Source organism: Escherichia sp. E4702 (assembly GCF_963883545.1).
Lineage (GTDB): Bacteria > Pseudomonadota > Gammaproteobacteria > Enterobacterales > Enterobacteriaceae > Escherichia.
This window is the reverse complement of the sequence record NZ_CAWORF010000017.1, coordinates 332085-349322: the sequence shown is the minus strand read 5'-3', so window position 1 is coordinate 349322 and position 17238 is coordinate 332085. Positions and strand designations below refer to the sequence as shown.

Sequence of the window (17238 nt, the reverse complement as noted above, 5' to 3'; positions counted from 1 at the left end):
GTGTTAAACATGTAACAAAATGTAATCTAGTAATTAAATTTGTTAACATTAAGGGGTTGTTAAGTTTGGTAATGATAGAAAAGTTGTACATATGGCTTTTATTGCACAATTTTGAAAAGTCATACAAATACGCGTAACTACATGATTGTTTTTATAAAATTTATTTATCTCTGGTCCTTTTGTTGCGCTAAAATTGTCTGCATTTTCAGATTCTCTTCATGGACAATTTTTGGCTGCAAAAAAATGATGTTTGTGACGGCTTGTCAGGTAAACATATCGACAGAATCTTCGTGAATCATGAGGAGAGATAGTTTGTCGAATTTTCGTGGTCAAAAAACGACGGTTTAAAAGTAAACAAAATAATTTTTGCGTAAATAACAGCGTATTTACGCGAGTTTTAATACTTTGGCATGAGTAAAAAAAGAAAAATACAACGCGCGGGTGAGTTATTAAAAATATTTCCGCAGACATACTTTCCATCGTAACGCAGCGTTAACAAAAAACGGTTTGCGTTAACAACCAAGTTGAAATGATTTAAATTTCTTAAATGTACGACCAGGTCCAGGGTGACAACATGAAAAACAGATTGTTATTTATGATGTTAACAGTACTGGGTGCGCCTGGGATTGCAGCCGCGGCAGGTTATGATTTAGCTAATTCAGAGTATAACTTTGCGGTAAATGAATTGAGTAAGTCTTCATTTAATCAGGCAGCCATAATTGGTCAAGCTGGTGCTAATAATAGTGCACAGTTACGGCAGGGAGGCTCTAAACTTTTGTCGGTTGTTTCGCAAGATGGTAATAACAACCGGGCAAAGATTGACCAGACAGGAGATTATAACCTTGCGTATATTGATCAGGCGGGCAATGCCAACGATGCCAGTATTTCGCAGGGCGCATATGGTAATACTGCAATGATTATCCAGAAAGGTTCTGGTAATAAAGCAAATATTACGCAGCATGGTACTCAAAAAACGGCAATTGTAGTGCAGAGACAGTCGCAAATGGCTATTCGCGTAACACAGCGTTAATTTCCATTCGACTTTTAAATCAATCCGATGGGGGTTTTACATGAAACTTTTAAAAGTAGCAGCAATTGCAGCAATCGTATTCTCCGGTAGCGCTCTGGCAGGTTCTATTCCTCAGTACGGTGGTGGCGGCGGCAACCACGGTGGTGGCGGTAATAACAGCGGCCCGAATTCAGAACTGAATATTTACCAATACGGTGGCGGTAACTCTGCTGTTGCATTGCAGGCTGATGCCCGCAACTCTGATCTGACAATTACCCAGCACGGCGGCGGTAACGGCGCAGATGTGGGACAAGGTTCTGATGACAGCTCAATTGAACTGACCCAACGTGGCTTTGGTAACAGCGCGACACTGGATCAGTGGAACGGTAAAAACTCTGAAATGACTGTTAAACAGTTCGGTGGCGGCAACGGTGCAGCAGTTGACCAGACTGCATCTAACTCCAGTGTCAACGTAACTCAGGTTGGCTTTGGTAACAACGCGACCGCTCATCAGTACTAATACAGAATTTGTATTACAGAAACAGGGCGCAAGCCCTGTTTTTTTTTCGGGAGAATAGTATGAACGCGTTATTACTTCTCGCGGCGCTTTCCAGCCAGATAACCTTTAATACAACCCAACAAGGTGACATGTACACCATTATTCCTGAGGTTACTCTGACGCAATCATGCTTGTGCCGGGTGCAAATATTATCTCTGCGTGAAGGCAGTTCGGGACAAAGTCAGACGAAGCAAGAAAAGACCCTTTCATTACCCGCTAATCAACCCATTGCCTTGACGAAGTTGAGTTTAAATATTTCCCCGGACGATCGGGTGAAAATAGTTGTTACTGTTTCTGATGGACAGTCACTTCATTTATCACAACAATGGCCGCCCTCTTCAGGAAAGTCTTAATGTATTGATAGTTGAGCATAAAATGAGCCGGAAGAGAATGGTCTGATACGAATCGGCCACCTGAAAGCATGGATAACACACCCTCAAGGATGATTAATCATTGAGGAAATAGAAGAGATGTTCAGACCGTTATTAAACTCCCTTATGCTTGGCAGCCTGGTTTTTCCTTTCTTTGCAACAGCGGAAAGCAATGCGCAAGGTGGCGTGATTCATTTTTATGGTCAAATTGTGGAACCGGCGTGTGACGTGAGCTCCCTACAAGCGCCAGTTGAAATGACCTGTATGCAAAATGGTCCTGTACAGAGCAAAACGTATTCCAGCAAAGAGCTAATGAGCGGCAAAGTTAAAAATGCGCAAATTGCCTCAGTAAAAGTGCAGTATCTTGATGAGCAGAAAAAGCTGGCTGTGATGAATATCGAATATAACTAAGTTTCTGAACCACTCACGTCGCCGACAAGAAAAATGCGATTTCTCTAAAAACCCTGCTGTACACTTAAGAAACAAGATGGTGTAAGGAGGCGTTATGAAATCGCGTATTCATGTTGTACAGGGCGATATTACCAAACTGACCGTTGATGTGATTGTTAATGCGGCAAATCCATCGTTGATGGGGGGAGGCGGCGTCGATGGCGCTATACATCGCGCTGCCGGTCCGGCGCTGCTGGATGCCTGTTTAAAAGTCAGACAACAACAGGGCGACTGCCCTACGGGACACGCAGTAATTACCCTCGCAGGCGATCTCCCCGCCAAAGCTGTTGTACATACTGTTGGACCAGTGTGGCGCGGCGGAGAACAAAATGAAGATCAGCTATTACAGGATGCCTATCTCAATAGTCTGCGACTGGTGGCGGCGAACAGTTATACATCGGTAGCTTTCCCTGCCATTAGTACTGGTGTTTATGGATACCCACGCGCTGCAGCGGCTGAAATAGCAGTAAAAACCGTTTCGGAATTTATTACCCGTCACGCTTTACCCGAGCAGGTATACTTTGTCTGTTATGATGAAGAAAACGCCCATCTCTACGAAAGACTCCTTACCCAACAAGGAGATGAATGATTTGCCCCGGCTGGCGAGCGCGGTGTTGCCCTTGTGTTCGCAACATCCAGGACTGTGCGGCATTTTCCCCCTTGATAAAGGTCTGGATGCGTTTGCCGCACGTTATCGCCTGGCAGAAATGGCGGAACATACGCTGGATGTTCAGTATTACATCTGGCAGGACGATATGTCGGGGCGGTTACTGTTTTCCGCTCTGTTAGCCGCCGCGAAGCGTGGCGTTCGCGTTCGTTTGTTGCTTGATGACAACAATACACCCGGACTTGATGACATTTTACGCTTGCTCGATAGTCATCCGCGGATTGAAGTTCGACTTTTCAATCCTTTCTCATTTCGCTTATTGCGTCCGCTTGGCTATATCACCGATTTTTCCCGTCTCAATCGACGTATGCACAATAAGAGTTTTACCGTCGATGGCGTGGTGACGCTGGTGGGGGGGAGAAACATCGGCGATGCATATTTTGGAGCAGGAGAAGAACCGCTTTTTTCAGATTTAGATGTGATGGCAATGGGGCCGGTTGTTGAGGACGTCGCTGATGATTTCGCCCGCTACTGGTATTGCAAATCAGTTTCACCCTTGCAGCATGTTCTGGATGTGCCAGAAGGTGAAATGGCTGATCGTATTGAGCTACCCGCATCCTGGCATAATGACAGCATCACGCATCGCTATTTGCATAAACTGGAATCAAGCCCTTTTATGAATCAACTCGTTGAGGGGGCGTTACCGCTTATTTGGGCAAAAACGCGTTTATTAAGTGATGATCCTGCGAAAGGGGAGGGCAAAGCAAAACGCCATTCCCTTCTGCCGCAGCGTCTGTTCGATATCATGGGGTCACCCGGCGAGCGGATTGATATTATCTCTTCCTATTTTGTGCCGACGCGTGCAGGTGTAGCGCAACTGTTACGAATGGTAAGAAAAGGGGTAAAGATAGCAATCTTAACCAACTCACTTGCCGCCAATGATGTCGCTGTGGTGCATGCTGGCTACGCACGCTGGCGCAAAAAATTGCTCCGTTATGGCGTGGAACTCTATGAGCTGAAGCCGACGCAGGAACAACCCGGTACACTGCACGACCGCGGAATAACCGGGAATTCCGGTGCCAGTCTGCATGCCAAGACCTTCAGTGTCGATGGCAAAACTGTATTTATTGGTTCATTCAATTTCGACCCGCGCTCAACATTGCTCAACACTGAAATGGGCCTGGTAATAGAGAGCAAAACGCTGGCGCAACTGATCGATAAACGCTTTATTCAGAGTCAGTATGATGCGGCCTGGCAGTTGCGTTTGGATCGGTGGGGGCGGATTAACTGGGTCGATCGCCACGGGAAGGAAGAAATTATTCTCAAAAAAGAACCCGCAACCAGTTTCTGGAAGCGGGTTTTGGTCAGACTGGCGTCAATATTACCCGTTGAATGGTTATTGTAAGCGTGGCTCAGCGGGCTGGTGCTTTATCATTCTCGCGCTTAATAGCCGGTTTTCCGGAGAACAAAAACTTCAACAACGGAATGCGTAAATGAATTTCATACAGAATTATCGCAATCCCTATCACAAATATCAGACCGCAGAGAAAACCAAGCCAATTTGAGGTGATATGCGGGGTGATGTATGCGCCGAAAAACAGCGTTAACGGGTGGTGAACCAGGTAGATAAACAGCGATGCGTTTACAAAATAGGTCACCCGCGCCGACTGAAAATTGAGCAAACGGTGACCAAAGGAGAAAACCACATTCACCATCCACAAGCCGAGTACCATCGTGATCACCGACTCGGTTTCATACAACCAGGCATCGCCGCTACCGTAACGTTGATTGAGCAAATATGCGACAAATGCCATTGCTGCAGCGAGTGTGCAACCACGAGAAGGTGTGGTAAACAAGGCTTTAAGATTAGGGAAAATAAAAGCTAATGCGCCAAGGATAAAAAACGGCATATAAAACAGCGTCTGCATGAAAATAAAATTGAACATGCCATCGCTTAAAATAGGCGGATAAACGATAAAGAGCGTTCTTCTTATTGCCGCATAGCCGATGCCGAGGCATAAGAAGATCACCGATAGTTTAGCCATTGAGAATTTTTTATTTTTGTTATCGGAATTATCTAAATTATCTTTGATGCGCTTAAATATCCATATGGAAAGTGTCGTCATGACCACCAATACCAGTAAAAACCACAGGTGCGAAATTAATTCCCAGGCCAGTGTATTATATTTGTCATATAATGACAGGCCAGGCCAGCTTTCTGCTTTGCCTTTGACATACTGCAGCATAATGAATTGCGGCAAGGTCAGCAGAGGAATGGCCGTTAACATCGGGATCCCCACACGTTCGACGCGAACTTTCCACCATTTTTTCAATGGGTAGCGCAAAAAAAGCATGTAGGAAAAATAACCAGAAATAACGAAAAATACCTGCATGCGGAACGAGTGGATGAAATCGTTAAAAAGTGTCAGCCACCAGGATGGTTCTGCGCTATTCACATGCCAGGTGTGGCTTGAATAGATTAAAGAAATATGAAAAGGGATCCCTAACAACATCAACCAGGCGCGGATGGAGTCGAGGAAATATTCACGCTGCGCGGGTACTGGATTCATATATGATTAACTAATCTCGGATTTTTCGTCTTATCCCTGCCGGGTAATGCCTTTAGGCTTTTGCCATAACAACATCGACCTGACCGCATCTGGCACAGGCTTCACGGGTGTTTTTGCGCGGCATAGTCACTACCACTAACCAAAATGGAAGCGTCTGTAAGACTGTTGATAAATAAATTTGCTGGCAAACCCTACACGAACTCGCTGCTTCTGTCTTTAGGAGAAGCACGGAAAGTGAAAACGGCCGCAATCAAGTGCTTAATCCATGAGCCAGCATGCTGAATAACACCGGGATTCTGTTGTCGTAATGGCTGGTTATCCATTAAAATAGATCGGATCGATATAAGCACACAAAGGGGGAAGTGCTTACTTATTATGAAACATAAACTACAAATGATGAAAATGCGTTGGTTGAGTGCTGCAGTAATGTTAACCCTGTATACCTCTTCAAGCTGGGCGTTCAGCATTGACGATGTTGCAAAGCAAGCTCAATCCTTAGCCGGAAAAGGCTATGAGACGCCTAAAAGCAACTTGCCCTCCGTTTTCCGCGACATGAAATACGCGGATTATCAGCAGATCCAGTTTAATCATGACAAAGCCTACTGGAACAATCTGAAGACCCCATTCAAGCTCGAGTTCTACCATCAGGGTATGTACTTCGACACGCCGGTCAAAATCAATGAAGTTACGGCAACGGCAGTAAAAAGAATCAAATACAGTCCGGATTATTTTACATTTGGCGATGTTCAGCATGACAAAGACACGGTAAAAGACCTTGGTTTTGCCGGTTTTAAAGTGCTTTACCCGATCAACAGCAAAGATAAAAACGATGAAATCGTCAGCATGCTCGGGGCCAGCTATTTCCGCGTGATTGGTGCAGGTCAGGTTTATGGCCTTTCTGCCCGCGGCCTGGCAATTGATACCGCGTTGCCATCTGGTGAAGAATTTCCGCGCTTTAAAGAGTTTTGGATCGAGCGTCCAAAACCGACTGATAAACGTTTAACCATTTATGCATTGCTTGACTCACCGCGAGCGACAGGCGCTTACAAGTTTGTGGTTATGCCAGGACGTGACACGGTTGTTGATGTGCAGTCTAAAATTTATCTGCGCGACAAAGTCGGCAAATTGGGTGTTGCACCGCTAACCAGTATGTTCCTGTTCGGACCGAACCAGCCGTCTCCGGCGAATAACTATCGTCCGGAATTGCACGACTCAAACGGCTTGTCTATCCATGCCGGTAACGGCGAGTGGATCTGGCGTCCGCTGAATAACCCGAAACATCTGGCAGTTAGCAGCTTCTCTATGGAGAATCCGCAAGGGTTTGGTCTGTTACAGCGTGGCCGCAACTTCTCTCGTTTTGAAGATCTCGACGACCGTTACGATCTGCGTCCAAGCGCCTGGGTAACACCGAAAGGGGAGTGGGGTAAAGGTAGCGTTGAGTTGGTAGAAATCCCGACCAACGATGAAACTAACGATAACATCGTCGCTTACTGGACGCCGGACCAGCTGCCGGAACCGGGTAAAGAGATGAACTTTAAATACACCATCACCTTCAGCCGGGACGAAGACAAATTGCATGCGCCAGATAACGCCTGGGTACAGCAGACGCGTCGTTCAACGGGGGATGTGAAACAATCAAACCTGATTCGTCAACCTGACGGTACTATCGCCTTTGTGGTCGATTTTACTGGTGCAGAAATGAAAAAACTGCCAGCGGATACGCCAGTCACCGCACAAACCAGTATTGGCGATAATGGTGAGATTGTAGAGAGTACAGTGCGTTATAACCCGGTCACCAAAGGCTGGCGTCTGGTAATGCGCGTGAAAGTGAAAGATGCCAAGAAAACCACTGAAATGCGTGCTGCGCTGGTGAATGCCGATCAGACGTTGAGTGAAACCTGGAGCTACCAGTTACCTGCCAATGAATAAAACAACTGAGTACATTGACGCAATGCCCATCTCCGCCAGTGAGAAAGCGGCATTGCCGAAGACCGATATCCGCGCCGTTCATCAGGCGCTGGATGCCGAACACCGCACCTGGGCGCGGGAGGATGACTCCCCGCAAGGGTCGGTGAAAGCGCGTCTTGAACAAGCCTGGCCGGATTCACTGGCTGATGGGCAGTTAATTAAAGACGACGAAGGACGCGATCAGCTGCAGGCCATGCCGAAAGCAAAACGTTCCTCTATGTTTCCCGACCCGTGGCGAACTAACCCGGTAGGGCGATTCTGGGATCGTCTGCGCGGGCGCGATGTGACACCGCGCTATCTGGCTCGGTTGACCAAAGAAGAACAGGAAAGCGAGCAAAAATGGCGTACCGTCGGGACAATCCGTCGTTATATCCTGCTTATCCTGACACTGGCGCAAACCGTTGTCGCCACCTGGTACATGAAGACTATTCTGCCGTACCAGGGGTGGGCGTTTATTAATCCGGTTGATATGGTCGATCAGGATCTGTGGGTTTCCTTTATGCAGCTCCTGCCTTATATGCTGCAAACCGGCATTCTGATCCTCTTTGCTGTTCTTTTCTGCTGGGTGTCTGCCGGTTTCTGGACCGCGTTGATGGGGTTCCTGCAACTGCTCATTGGTCGCGATAAATACAGTATTTCTGCGTCGACCGTTGGCGATGAACCGCTAAACCCGGAGCATCGCACGGCATTGATCATGCCCATCTGTAATGAAGACGTGAATCGCGTCTTTGCAGGCTTGCGCGCAACGTGGGAATCGGTAAAAGCCACCGGCAATGCTAAACACTTTGATGTCTACATTCTGAGTGATAGTTACAACCCGGATATCTGCGTCGCAGAGCAAAAAGCCTGGATGGAGCTTATCGCTGAAGTCGGCGGCGAAGGGCAGATTTTCTATCGCCGCCGCCGCCGCCGTGTAAAGCGTAAAAGCGGTAATATCGATGACTTCTGCCGTCGCTGGGGCAGTCAGTACAGCTACATGGTCGTGCTGGATGCCGATTCAGTGATGACCGGTGATTGCTTGTGCGGACTGGTGCGCCTGATGGAAGCCAACCCGAACGCCGGGATTATCCAGTCTTCGCCGAAAGCATCTGGTATGGATACGCTGTACGCGCGCTGCCAGCAGTTTGCGACCCGTGTTTATGGGCCATTGTTCACTGCCGGTCTGCACTTCTGGCAACTTGGCGAGTCGCACTATTGGGGGCATAACGCGATTATCCGCGTGAAACCCTTTATCGAGCACTGCGCGCTGGCGCCGTTGCCGGGTGAAGGCTCTTTTGCTGGTTCAATCCTGTCGCACGACTTTGTAGAAGCGGCACTGATGCGCCGTGCAGGCTGGGGAGTATGGATTGCGTACGATCTCCCAGGCTCTTATGAAGAGTTGCCACCAAACTTGCTGGACGAGCTAAAGCGTGACCGTCGCTGGTGTCACGGCAACCTGATGAACTTCCGCCTGTTCCTGGTCAAAGGGATGCACCCGGTACACCGTGCGGTGTTCCTGACGGGGGTAATGTCTTATCTCTCTGCGCCGCTGTGGTTTATGTTCCTCGCGCTCTCGACCGCATTACAGGTAGTGCATGCGTTGACCGAACCGCAATACTTCCTGCAACCACGGCAGTTGTTCCCTGTGTGGCCGCAATGGCGTCCTGAACTGGCGATTGCACTGTTTGCCTCAACAATGGTGCTGCTGTTCCTGCCAAAATTGTTGAGTATTTTGCTCATCTGGTGCAAAGGGACTAAAGAGTATGGTGGCTTCTGGCGCGTCACTTTGTCGCTGCTGCTGGAAGTGCTGTTCTCCGTACTGCTGGCGCCGGTGCGCATGCTGTTTCATACGGTATTCGTGGTCAGTGCCTTCCTCGGCTGGGAGGTGGTGTGGAATTCACCGCAACGTGATGATGACTCCACTTCCTGGGGAGAAGCGTTTAAACGTCACGGTTCGCAACTGTTACTGGGCATGGTGTGGGCGGTTGGTATGGCATGGCTGGATCTGAGATTCCTGTTCTGGCTGGCGCCGATTGTCTTCTCGCTGATCCTGTCACCGTTTGTTTCGGTGATCTCCAGCCGTGCGACCGTAGGGCTGCGTGCTAAACGCTGGAAACTGTTCCTGATCCCGGAAGAGTATTCACCGCCGCAGGTGCTGGTAGATACCGATCGTTTCCTTGAGATGAACCGTCAACGTTCTCTCGACGATGGCTTTATGCACGCGGTATTTAACCCGTCGTTTAACGCCCTGGCAACGGCAATGGCGACCGCGCGTCACCGCGCCAGTAAGGTGCTGGAAATCGCCCGTGACCGCCACGTTGAACAGGCGCTGAACGAGACGCCAGAGAAGCTGAACCGCGATCGTCGTCTGGTGCTTTTGAGCGACCCGGTAACGATGGCACGTTTGCATTTCCGCGTATGGAACTCTCCGGAGAAATATTCTTCATGGGTGAGTTACTATGAAGGGATAAAGCTGAATCCACAGGCATTGCGTAACCCGGATGCGGCTTCGCAATAAAAACGTAGTTGCCTGATGCGCTACGCTTATCAGGCCTACATCGTTCCTGCAATATATTGAGTTTGCAAGATTTTGTAGGTCGGATAAGGCGTTCACGCTGCATCCGGCAAAAACAACGAGCCAATAAAAATACCGGCGTAATGCCGGTATTTTTTTAGGAAAGAGGTATCAAATGCGTTTCATTGTGGTAGGCATCATGGTTACCTTACTGAGTGGCTGTGGCAGCATCATTAGCCGCACTTTACCGGGGCAGGGGCATGGCAACCAATATTATCCCGGAGTGCAATGGGATGTTCGTGACTCCGCATGGCGCTATGTTACGATCCTCGATCTGCCGTTCTCCCTCGTCTTTGATACCTTACTCCTGCCCATTGATATTCAACATGGGCCATATGAGTAATTAACGCTCATCCCATTCATCGGCGGCAGCGCGTCCTTCTTCAGTATCCAGAGGCGGCTCAAGCTGAAATTCGCCTTCGTCCCATTCATGCAGCGTATTTTCATCCTGCCATTCCTGGCGGATTTCAATTTCATCATAATTGCCGTCAAAGACGCTTTGTGCAGCTTCACCGCTGAACATTGGCAGACATTCACCTTCTTCGCCTTCATCAGCAAAAAACTCAACCTGCCACATAATGTCGCCATCTTGCAGAATGTATTTCTGGACATTGAACTGTTGCACATTTGCTTCATCTGCATCGATTCCGGGGTTGTCAGCAAGAAATTCTTCCCGTGCGGCATCAATGGCTTCTTCAAGCGTTGCGTACATAGTCATCACGATTCTCCCTTTGATTTGATGATGTATTCAGGGAAAGAATAGCTGATTATGCGCTTTTGCAAGTATGAAAGGCGAAAAATCAGCCTGTCACTTGGGGCAATCGGCGGCGACGCAAACTGTTCCAGGAATAAACCGCGTTAAACAACACAACTCCTGCGGTGACCAGAAACACTGCGCGGAAACCATAGTTTGCCGAGATAGCCGCGCCCATCAATGGTCCCGTAACGTTGCCAATATCACGAAATGACTGGTTGTAGCTGAAAATTCGTCCGGCGATTTGGTTTGTTGAGTTATAGACCAGTAGCGTTTGTACCGCGGGGAGTAACGCGCCATCAGCGGCTCCAAGTAAAAAGCGTAAAACCCCCAGTTGGAATGGTGTCTGGACGTAAGACATAGGGATTAACAGCAGCACAGAAAAGAGCAGCGCCGTTATCAGGATCTTCTCTGGCCCGATACGATCCCCCAGTTTGCCAAGTCGTGGCGCGCTAAGTAGCGCAGCCACGCCGGGGACCGAGGCAATCATGCCGCTGATAAAAGCAACATTACTGACATTCCCCGCCAGTTCGCGGACATAGAGTGTCAGGATTGGCGCGATTGAACCGGTGGCGACCTGGATGATTAATGTTGTGACAAACAGGCTAAGTACCAGCTTCGGGTTTTTAAGCGATGTCACGACATCCCGCATGTGCAGCATCTCTTTTTTGCTGACTGGCTGGAATTTCTCTTTGATACAAAATAGGGTGACGAAAAAGCAGAGTATTAGCACACTGGCGGTAATAAAAAATACCGGACGTAAGCCGTAGTTATCGGCGAGCAGGCCGCCAGCCATGGGGCCTAGCAGCGCGCCGCTAACCCCACCGGTAGAGAGTGTACCCAGCGCCCAGCCGCTTTTATTGCGTGGGACCTGAGTGGCGATTAGTGCGTTGGCATTAGGGACAAATCCACCGAGCAGACCCAGCAATGCTCGCAGGATCAGAAATTGCCAGATATTTTGCACTACCCCCATCAGCACCATCACGATACCCATCCCGAGGGCAGAGCGCAGGAGCATAATTTTTCGACCTTTGCGGTCAGCTAATCCTCCCCAGAACGGAGATGCAATGGCGGAAAATAGAAAGGTAATACTGAAGACAATCCCTGACCACATATTTAGTGCCGAGTGGCCCGTAACGCCAAGTTGCTCAACGTAGAGGGGTAAGAACGGCATTACCAGACTGAAGGCGGCGCCGGTAAGAAAACAGCCAAGCCAGGCAACGAGCAGGTTTCGTTTCCAGTTTATGGGAGTGTCATTTTCACAGGGTGACATAGCAATCCGCTGTTGGTGCGCCAGGGCGCGGTGAACAAAAGAATAAAAGATAAGCACACTAATTATGCGCCTGACTTATAAGTGACGCAATGCAGAGAGCTTTTATCGCTAAATCAGGGGGGGGATGTTGATGTGCCGGATGCGATGCTGCGCATCCGGCATAAAGAAGGTTAGTAACGTGAAGGAACGCCTTCCGGGCGCGTTTTGAAGCGGCGATGCAACCACATGTATTGTTCTGGCGCCATCATGATGCATTTTTCGACCACTTTGTTCATCCACGCGGCGGTGGTTTCAGCGTTATCCAGAGGCGGTGAACACTCTGGCGGCAGCATGATCAATTGATAACCTTTGCCGTCCGGCTTACGACGAGGGACAAATGGCACCAGACATGCGCCGGACATTCGTGCCAACATCCAGGTGCCGCTAGTGGTTGCCGCCTGCTCAACGGCGAACAATGGCACAAAAACGCTCGAGCGCGGACCGTAATCGTGATCCGGCGCATACCAGACGACTTCACCTTTTTTAAGTGCTTTAATCATCCCTTTTAAATCTTTGCGATCGAGCATCGATTTATTCGAACGCAGGCGGCCCCAGGTTTGCAGCCAGTCGATCAATGGATTGTCATTCGGGCGATAAACCCCGATCCCCGGCTCCTGCATTCCAAATTGTCGTGCACCGAGTTCCAGCGTCAGAAAATGGATGCCAACTAACAGGATGCCACGCTTTTGCGCCTGCACGTCACGGACATGCTCCATGCCGATAACTTCCGTCCAGCGGGCAACCCGACTTTCTGGCCAGAACCATGCCATGCCGGTTTCCATCAGTCCCATGCCAACGGATTCAAAATTCTTAATCACCATCTGCTGGCGCTCTTGTTCGCTCATTTCCGGGAAGCACAGTTCCAGGTTGCGATGCACAATTTTGGCGCGTCGTTTCATTAAACGTAACGCCAGTCGCCCCGTCGCAATGCCAAGGCGGTAGATGATTGGGTAGGGTAACTGAACGACTAACCAAAGTACGCCAATACCCAACCAGGTTAACCAATAACGCGGATGAAGCAGTGCGGTGGAGAACTTGGGTAGATTCGTCATATCAATCCTGTCTTTCAACCTATACGGGCAATTGTATGTATTGTCGCATTTTTTCGCCCTCAACCAAAATTTGAGGCTGAAGACTGGGCGAAAATGCCGCGCATGTAAACTATTAATAATTTTTAATGCGCAAATGTAGCGTAAAATGTGTGGATGTTAATTTGCGATTATTGCTATATCATGCGCCGGATTTTACTTTCCCACCTCGCAGGAACCGTACACCATGCCAGTGTTACACAACCGAATTTCCAACGACGCACTGAAAGCCAAAATGCTGGCCGAGAGTGAACCGCGCACCACCATTTCGTTTTATAAATATTTCCATATTGCCGATCCTAAAGTGACCCGCGATGCTTTATATCAGCTATTTGCTTCGTTGAATGTTTTTGGCCGGGTCTATCTGGCACATGAGGGGATCAACGCGCAAATTAGTGTACCAGCGAGCAACGTCGAGACATTTCGCGCACAGCTTTATGCTTTTGATCCTGCGTTAGAGGGTTTACGCCTGAATATCGCGTTGGATGATGATGGGAAATCCTTCTGGGTGCTGCGCATGAAGGTCCGCGAGCGGATTGTCGCCGACGGGATTGACGATCCTCAATTTGATGCCACCAATGTCGGGGAATATCTGCAAGCGGCGGAAGTGAATGCCATGCTTGATGATCCCGATACGCTGTTTATCGACATGCGCAACCACTATGAATATGAAGTCGGTCATTTCGAAAATGCGTTGGAAATTCCGGCTGATACCTTTCGTGAACAACTGCCGAAAGCGGTTGAGATGATGCAGACGCATAAAGATAAAAAAATCGTCATGTACTGCACTGGTGGCATTCGTTGCGAAAAGGCCAGTGCCTGGATGAAGCATAACGGCTTTAATAAAGTCTGGCATATTGAAGGCGGCATTATTGAATACGCCCGTAAGGCGCGTGAACAAGGCTTACCAGTGCGTTTTGTTGGCAAAAATTTCGTTTTTGACGAACGGATGGGCGAGCGCATCTCTGATGAAATTATTGCACATTGCCATCAGTGCGGCACGCCATGCGACAGCCATACCAACTGTAAAAATGATGGCTGTCACTTGCTGTTTATCCAGTGTCCGACGTGTGATGAGAAATTCAAGGGGTGTTGTAGTGAGATTTGCTGCGAAGAGAGCGCATTACCGCCAGAAGAACAACGACGCCGTCGAGCCGGGCGAGAAAATGGCAATAAAATCTTCAATAAATCGCGGGGACGCCTGAATACGACACTGGGCATACCTGATCCTGCGGAATAAACATCATTGCCGGATGCGCGTCATCCGGCAACATTTCAGCATTATTTCTGCTGTACACCTTCCACCGAAATAATCAGATCAACTTCCTGAGAGGCCGGACCTAAATCTGACTTGATATTGAAGTCTTTCAGCTTAATTTTACCTTCAGCTTCGAAGCCTGCACGTTTACCGCCCCATGGGTCGTCGCCCTGACCAATCAACTTCGCTTCCAGCGTTACTGGTTTAGTTACGCCATTCAGTGTCAGATCACCTGTGATATCCAGCTCGTCACCGTCTTTCTTTACGCTAGTGGACGTAAAGGTTGCCTGCGGATATTTTGCTGTGTTGAGGAAATCCGCGCTGCGCAGATGTTTATCGCGCTCGGCATGGTTGGTATCTACGCTGGTGGTGTTAATGGTGACATTGACTTTATCGGCAGCCGGATTCTTTTCATCAAACGTAAAAGTACCGTCGAAATCTTTAAAAGTGCCGTAAACCCAGCTGTAGCCCAAATGTTGAATGCGGAAATTGACAAAGGCGTGCTGGCCTTCTTTGTCAATTTTGTAATCGGCAGCGATAGCTGAACCGGCAGAGAACAACAGGGAAGCGAAGGTTAAACCAAGCAGGCTTTTTTTCATTTTTTATACTCCATAGTCAGATGACGACTTTCCCAGCATGCGCTTCAGGGTGTCGTCTTTATCGATGAAATGATGTTTCAGCGCCATAAATCCGTGCATAACTGACAGGACGACGACACTCCAGGCAAACCAGAAATGTAGAGCTCCTGCTAAGTCAGCTTGCGTGCCTGCGTCGGCAAGCGTTGCGGGTATTTCAAACCAACCAAAGATGCTGATGGGTTTGCCATCGGCGGTCGAAATAAGGTAGCCGCTCAAGCCAATAGCAAAGAGCAAAAGATAAAGTGTCAGATGGCCTGCTTTCGCTCCGTAACGTATACCGGGGGAATAGCTTTTCAATGGGCCAGGCGGAGGAGAAATCAAACGCCAGAGAACGCGAATAACCAGCCCCATCATTAACAGAATACCGATACTTTTATGCAACTCTGGCGCCTTGTGATACCAACCGTCGTAATAACTTAACGTTACCATCCACAAACCTAAAGCAAACATGCCATAGACAATAATTGCCGTCAGCCAATGTAAAGCGGCAGAAATAACACCATAGCGTTGAGGGGAATTTATGAATTGCATAACTGCATCCAGAACATATTCACGAGGTAATGAAAATGGCCTGTCATGAGATGAATTGCAACTTAAAAACAACAATCCGAATGATATTTATTTTTATTTCAATAATTTTGATTTAATAATGAAAGAACCTTCATAAGTTTAGTGGTTCCAGGCTGAGGGATGTCTGGTGAATGCTGCTGCGACTGGAATAAGCTTATTCAAATTTTCACGCCAAATGAAAGGGAAATTAAATTTTTGTCAGTTTGTGTCAGCGCCTGGTGATTAAAAATAAAACACATAGATCAGATCCATAATCGCCAATACCCCCCAGAGAAAAAGATAAAGCATGAGATGTTCGCGAATATTATTGATGAGATAGTTCACCAGGCGACGCATTAAAAGCTCCTGTAAAAACGGCCTCAACTTGGAGGCCGTGATGATGATTATTGGAAGCGGGAAAGCCGGAATGGCGTTAAATCAAAATCGATTTTTTTGTCTTGCGCAAAGTCAGCGGCTATTTCCCCTAATATCGAAGCAAATTTAAAGCCATGCCCACTCAGGCCGGTAATCAGTAGCGTATTAGCGTGTCCGGGTAGGGTATCGATAATAAAATCTTCGTCAGGCGAATTATCATAGGTGCAAGCAGCGCCATACAGGCAGCAGCCGATACCAGGCAACACACTACGTAAGAATGGGAAAGCTTCGGAACCGTCACTGTCGATTTCCGCAAACGGAACACGTTCATCCGCTGAATGAATGACCTGACCACCGTTATGTTTCCCAATCTTCAGAGCATCGTTTTCCGCCGGAAAACCGTAGTATTGATCGCCATTGGGCAATTCACCGGTAAAGGCCGGGAATTTATTCTTCACGCTATAGCGGCCATCGGCCTGATACCAGGCGAATACTTTACGTACGGGCTGGATGGGCAGTTCTGGTAGCAGCTCTTTTACCCAGGTACCCGCACAGACGATCGCTTTCTTCGCCTGGTACTCGCCGTCCGCCGTTTCAATAGTTACGCCGTTATCGTCATGACGAATTGCGGTGACCGGACAGTTAAACAGTTGCGCGCAGCCAGCTTCATTCGCCAGTTTGATCCAGGTTTTAATTGCCAGTTCGCTGCGTAAAAAACCGGAATCGGCCTCAAACAAGCCGATGTAATTGTCAGGGACGCGTATTTCCGGCCAGCGGGCCATAATGGTCTGTGCATCCAGTTTTTCGACGTTGAGTTGCCATTGTTCCGCGCTGTGGGCGACATTGGCGAGAAACTCGGAGTCGGCAGGGCCGAGGTTGATGACGCCGGAGCGCACAAAAACGGGGTCTTCTTCGTTGTGACGGGAGAGTTCATCCCACAGGGTTTGCGCACGGAGTACTAGCGGGACATACTTTTCGCCTTCGCCATAAGCATGGCGAATTAATCGGGTATCTCCGTGGTGGCTGCCGTGTTGATGTGGCGGCATATGGCTGTCGGTCATCAGCACTTTCAAACCGGCCTGGGTGGCATAATACCCGGCTGCAGCGCCTACGGAACCGCTGCCAATAATGATGAGATCGTATTTCATTTTTTTCTCTCTGCTCTCATGGTTTAAG

General features: G+C 48.5%; 18 protein-coding genes. 10 read left to right on the top strand and 8 right to left on the bottom strand.

Features of this window, described 5'->3' with window-relative positions; genetic code table 11:
* Window positions 1–574 precede the first annotated feature (574 nt).
* The 6 genes from csgB to clsC all read left to right on the top strand — a co-directional run bounded on the left by csgB (window position 575) and on the right by clsC (window position 4401).
* The gene (gene csgB / locus AACU94_RS11070; RefSeq protein WP_130215852.1) at window positions 575–1030 is read left to right on the top strand and encodes a curli minor subunit CsgB; all 456 of its coding nucleotides are present in this window, start codon (window positions 575–577) and stop codon (window positions 1028–1030) included.
* 40 nt (window positions 1031–1070) lie between these two features.
* The gene (gene csgA / locus AACU94_RS11065; protein ID WP_000771421.1) at window positions 1071–1529 is read left to right on the top strand and encodes a curli major subunit CsgA; all 459 of its coding nucleotides are present in this window, start codon (window positions 1071–1073) and stop codon (window positions 1527–1529) included.
* 59 nt (window positions 1530–1588) lie between these two features.
* Window positions 1589–1921 (top strand): curli assembly chaperone CsgC, encoded by a 333-nt coding sequence (gene csgC, locus AACU94_RS11060; RefSeq protein WP_000992819.1) that lies wholly within the window; start codon window positions 1589–1591, stop codon window positions 1919–1921.
* A 117-nt stretch (window positions 1922–2038) separates the two neighbouring features.
* Window positions 2039–2350, top strand: a complete 312-nt coding sequence (locus tag AACU94_RS11055) for a type 1 fimbrial protein (protein ID WP_130205471.1) — start codon at window positions 2039–2041, stop codon at window positions 2348–2350.
* Between the two features lie 94 nt (window positions 2351–2444).
* A complete protein-coding gene (gene ymdB, locus AACU94_RS11050) occupies window positions 2445–2978 on the top strand; it encodes an O-acetyl-ADP-ribose deacetylase (RefSeq protein WP_130258283.1) in 534 nt (177 codons plus the stop codon).
* Window positions 2920–4401, top strand: coding sequence for a cardiolipin synthase ClsC (clsC, locus tag AACU94_RS11045; protein ID WP_130222070.1), 1482 nt, complete (start codon window positions 2920–2922; stop codon window positions 4399–4401). The genes ymdB and clsC overlap by 59 nt, the downstream gene beginning before the upstream one ends.
* A gap of 7 nt (window positions 4402–4408) precedes the next feature.
* On the opposite strand, the gene mdoC is transcribed toward clsC, so the two are convergent.
* Complete coding sequence (gene mdoC, locus AACU94_RS11040; RefSeq protein ID WP_135489430.1) at window positions 4409–5566, bottom strand: glucans biosynthesis protein MdoC; 1158 nt, start codon at window positions 5564–5566, stop codon at window positions 4409–4411.
* Window positions 5567–5959: 393 nt separating this feature from the next.
* Between mdoC and mdoG the strand changes: the two genes are divergently transcribed.
* From mdoG to AACU94_RS11025, 3 genes are all read left to right on the top strand, one after another.
* On the top strand, window positions 5960–7495 hold the full coding sequence (mdoG, locus tag AACU94_RS11035; protein WP_130222255.1) for a glucans biosynthesis protein MdoG: 1536 nt from the start codon (window positions 5960–5962) through the stop codon (window positions 7493–7495).
* Window positions 7488–10031, top strand: coding sequence for a glucans biosynthesis glucosyltransferase MdoH (gene mdoH / locus AACU94_RS11030; RefSeq protein WP_135489429.1), 2544 nt, complete (start codon window positions 7488–7490; stop codon window positions 10029–10031). The genes mdoG and mdoH overlap by 8 nt, the downstream gene beginning before the upstream one ends.
* A 172-nt stretch (window positions 10032–10203) precedes the next feature.
* Complete coding sequence (locus AACU94_RS11025) at window positions 10204–10431, top strand: YceK/YidQ family lipoprotein (protein WP_130205481.1); 228 nt, start codon at window positions 10204–10206, stop codon at window positions 10429–10431.
* Here the strand turns inward: AACU94_RS11025 and AACU94_RS11020 are convergent, their stop codons facing one another.
* The 3 genes from AACU94_RS11020 to lpxL all read right to left on the bottom strand — a co-directional run bounded on the left by AACU94_RS11020 (window position 10432) and on the right by lpxL (window position 13206).
* A complete protein-coding gene (locus tag AACU94_RS11020) occupies window positions 10432–10806 on the bottom strand; it encodes a MysB family protein (protein ID WP_135489428.1) in 375 nt (124 codons plus the stop codon).
* Window positions 10807–10888: 82 nt separating this feature from the next.
* Window positions 10889–12115 (bottom strand): multidrug efflux MFS transporter MdtG, encoded by a 1227-nt coding sequence (mdtG, locus tag AACU94_RS11015; protein WP_130215860.1) that lies wholly within the window; start codon window positions 12113–12115, stop codon window positions 10889–10891.
* Between the two features lie 170 nt (window positions 12116–12285).
* Complete coding sequence (lpxL, locus tag AACU94_RS11010) at window positions 12286–13206, bottom strand: kdo(2)-lipid IV(A) lauroyltransferase (protein ID WP_130205487.1); 921 nt, start codon at window positions 13204–13206, stop codon at window positions 12286–12288.
* A 223-nt stretch (window positions 13207–13429) separates the two neighbouring features.
* Here lpxL and trhO point away from each other — a divergent pair, with 223 nt between their 5' ends.
* On the top strand, window positions 13430–14482 hold the full coding sequence (gene trhO / locus AACU94_RS11005; protein ID WP_135489427.1) for an oxygen-dependent tRNA uridine(34) hydroxylase TrhO: 1053 nt from the start codon (window positions 13430–13432) through the stop codon (window positions 14480–14482).
* Window positions 14483–14523: 41 nt separating this feature from the next.
* Here the strand turns inward: trhO and AACU94_RS11000 are convergent, their stop codons facing one another.
* The 4 genes from AACU94_RS11000 to solA form a co-directional block, all read right to left on the bottom strand.
* A complete protein-coding gene (locus AACU94_RS11000; protein ID WP_064528519.1) occupies window positions 14524–15099 on the bottom strand; it encodes a YceI family protein in 576 nt (191 codons plus the stop codon).
* Window positions 15100–15102: 3 nt separating this feature from the next.
* Window positions 15103–15669: a cytochrome b gene (locus tag AACU94_RS10995; RefSeq protein ID WP_130215864.1), complete on the bottom strand. Its 567-nt coding sequence runs from the start codon at window positions 15667–15669 to the stop codon at window positions 15103–15105.
* Between the two features lie 261 nt (window positions 15670–15930).
* Window positions 15931–16044, bottom strand: a complete 114-nt coding sequence (locus AACU94_RS10990; protein WP_001253741.1) for a YceO family protein — start codon at window positions 16042–16044, stop codon at window positions 15931–15933.
* 47 nt (window positions 16045–16091) lie between these two features.
* Window positions 16092–17210 (bottom strand): N-methyl-L-tryptophan oxidase, encoded by a 1119-nt coding sequence (gene solA, locus AACU94_RS10985; RefSeq protein WP_130222907.1) that lies wholly within the window; start codon window positions 17208–17210, stop codon window positions 16092–16094.
* Window positions 17211–17238: the final 28 nt, after the last annotated feature.

Excerpts from the sequence above, each read along its gene's own strand:
- mdoC (WP_135489430.1), bottom strand. The coding sequence starts at position 5,566 with ATGAATCCAGTACCCGCGCAGCGTGAATATTTCCTCGACTCCATCCGC.
- AACU94_RS11020 (WP_135489428.1), bottom strand. The coding sequence starts at position 10,806 with ATGACTATGTACGCAACGCTTGAAGAAGCCATTGATGCCGCACGGGAA.
- mdtG (WP_130215860.1), bottom strand. The coding sequence starts at position 12,115 with ATGTCACCCTGTGAAAATGACACTCCCATAAACTGGAAACGAAACCTG.
- ymdB (WP_130258283.1), top strand. The coding sequence starts at position 2,445 with ATGAAATCGCGTATTCATGTTGTACAGGGCGATATTACCAAACTGACC.
- mdoH (WP_135489429.1), top strand. The coding sequence starts at position 7,488 with ATGAATAAAACAACTGAGTACATTGACGCAATGCCCATCTCCGCCAGT.
- csgB (WP_130215852.1), top strand. The coding sequence starts at position 575 with ATGAAAAACAGATTGTTATTTATGATGTTAACAGTACTGGGTGCGCCT.
- AACU94_RS11000 (WP_064528519.1), bottom strand. The coding sequence starts at position 15,099 with ATGAAAAAAAGCCTGCTTGGTTTAACCTTCGCTTCCCTGTTGTTCTCT.
- AACU94_RS10995 (WP_130215864.1), bottom strand. The coding sequence starts at position 15,669 with ATGCAATTCATAAATTCCCCTCAACGCTATGGTGTTATTTCTGCCGCT.
- mdoG (WP_130222255.1), top strand. The coding sequence starts at position 5,960 with ATGATGAAAATGCGTTGGTTGAGTGCTGCAGTAATGTTAACCCTGTAT.
- lpxL (WP_130205487.1), bottom strand. The coding sequence starts at position 13,206 with ATGACGAATCTACCCAAGTTCTCCACCGCACTGCTTCATCCGCGTTAT.
- AACU94_RS11025 (WP_130205481.1), top strand. The coding sequence starts at position 10,204 with ATGCGTTTCATTGTGGTAGGCATCATGGTTACCTTACTGAGTGGCTGT.
- solA (WP_130222907.1), bottom strand. The coding sequence starts at position 17,210 with ATGAAATACGATCTCATCATTATTGGCAGCGGTTCCGTAGGCGCTGCA.
- clsC (WP_130222070.1), top strand. The coding sequence starts at position 2,920 with ATGATGAAGAAAACGCCCATCTCTACGAAAGACTCCTTACCCAACAAG.
- csgA (WP_000771421.1), top strand. The coding sequence starts at position 1,071 with ATGAAACTTTTAAAAGTAGCAGCAATTGCAGCAATCGTATTCTCCGGT.
- csgC (WP_000992819.1), top strand. The coding sequence starts at position 1,589 with ATGAACGCGTTATTACTTCTCGCGGCGCTTTCCAGCCAGATAACCTTT.
- AACU94_RS10990 (WP_001253741.1), bottom strand. The coding sequence starts at position 16,044 with ATGCGTCGCCTGGTGAACTATCTCATCAATAATATTCGCGAACATCTC.
- AACU94_RS11055 (WP_130205471.1), top strand. The coding sequence starts at position 2,039 with ATGTTCAGACCGTTATTAAACTCCCTTATGCTTGGCAGCCTGGTTTTT.
- trhO (WP_135489427.1), top strand. The coding sequence starts at position 13,430 with ATGCCAGTGTTACACAACCGAATTTCCAACGACGCACTGAAAGCCAAA.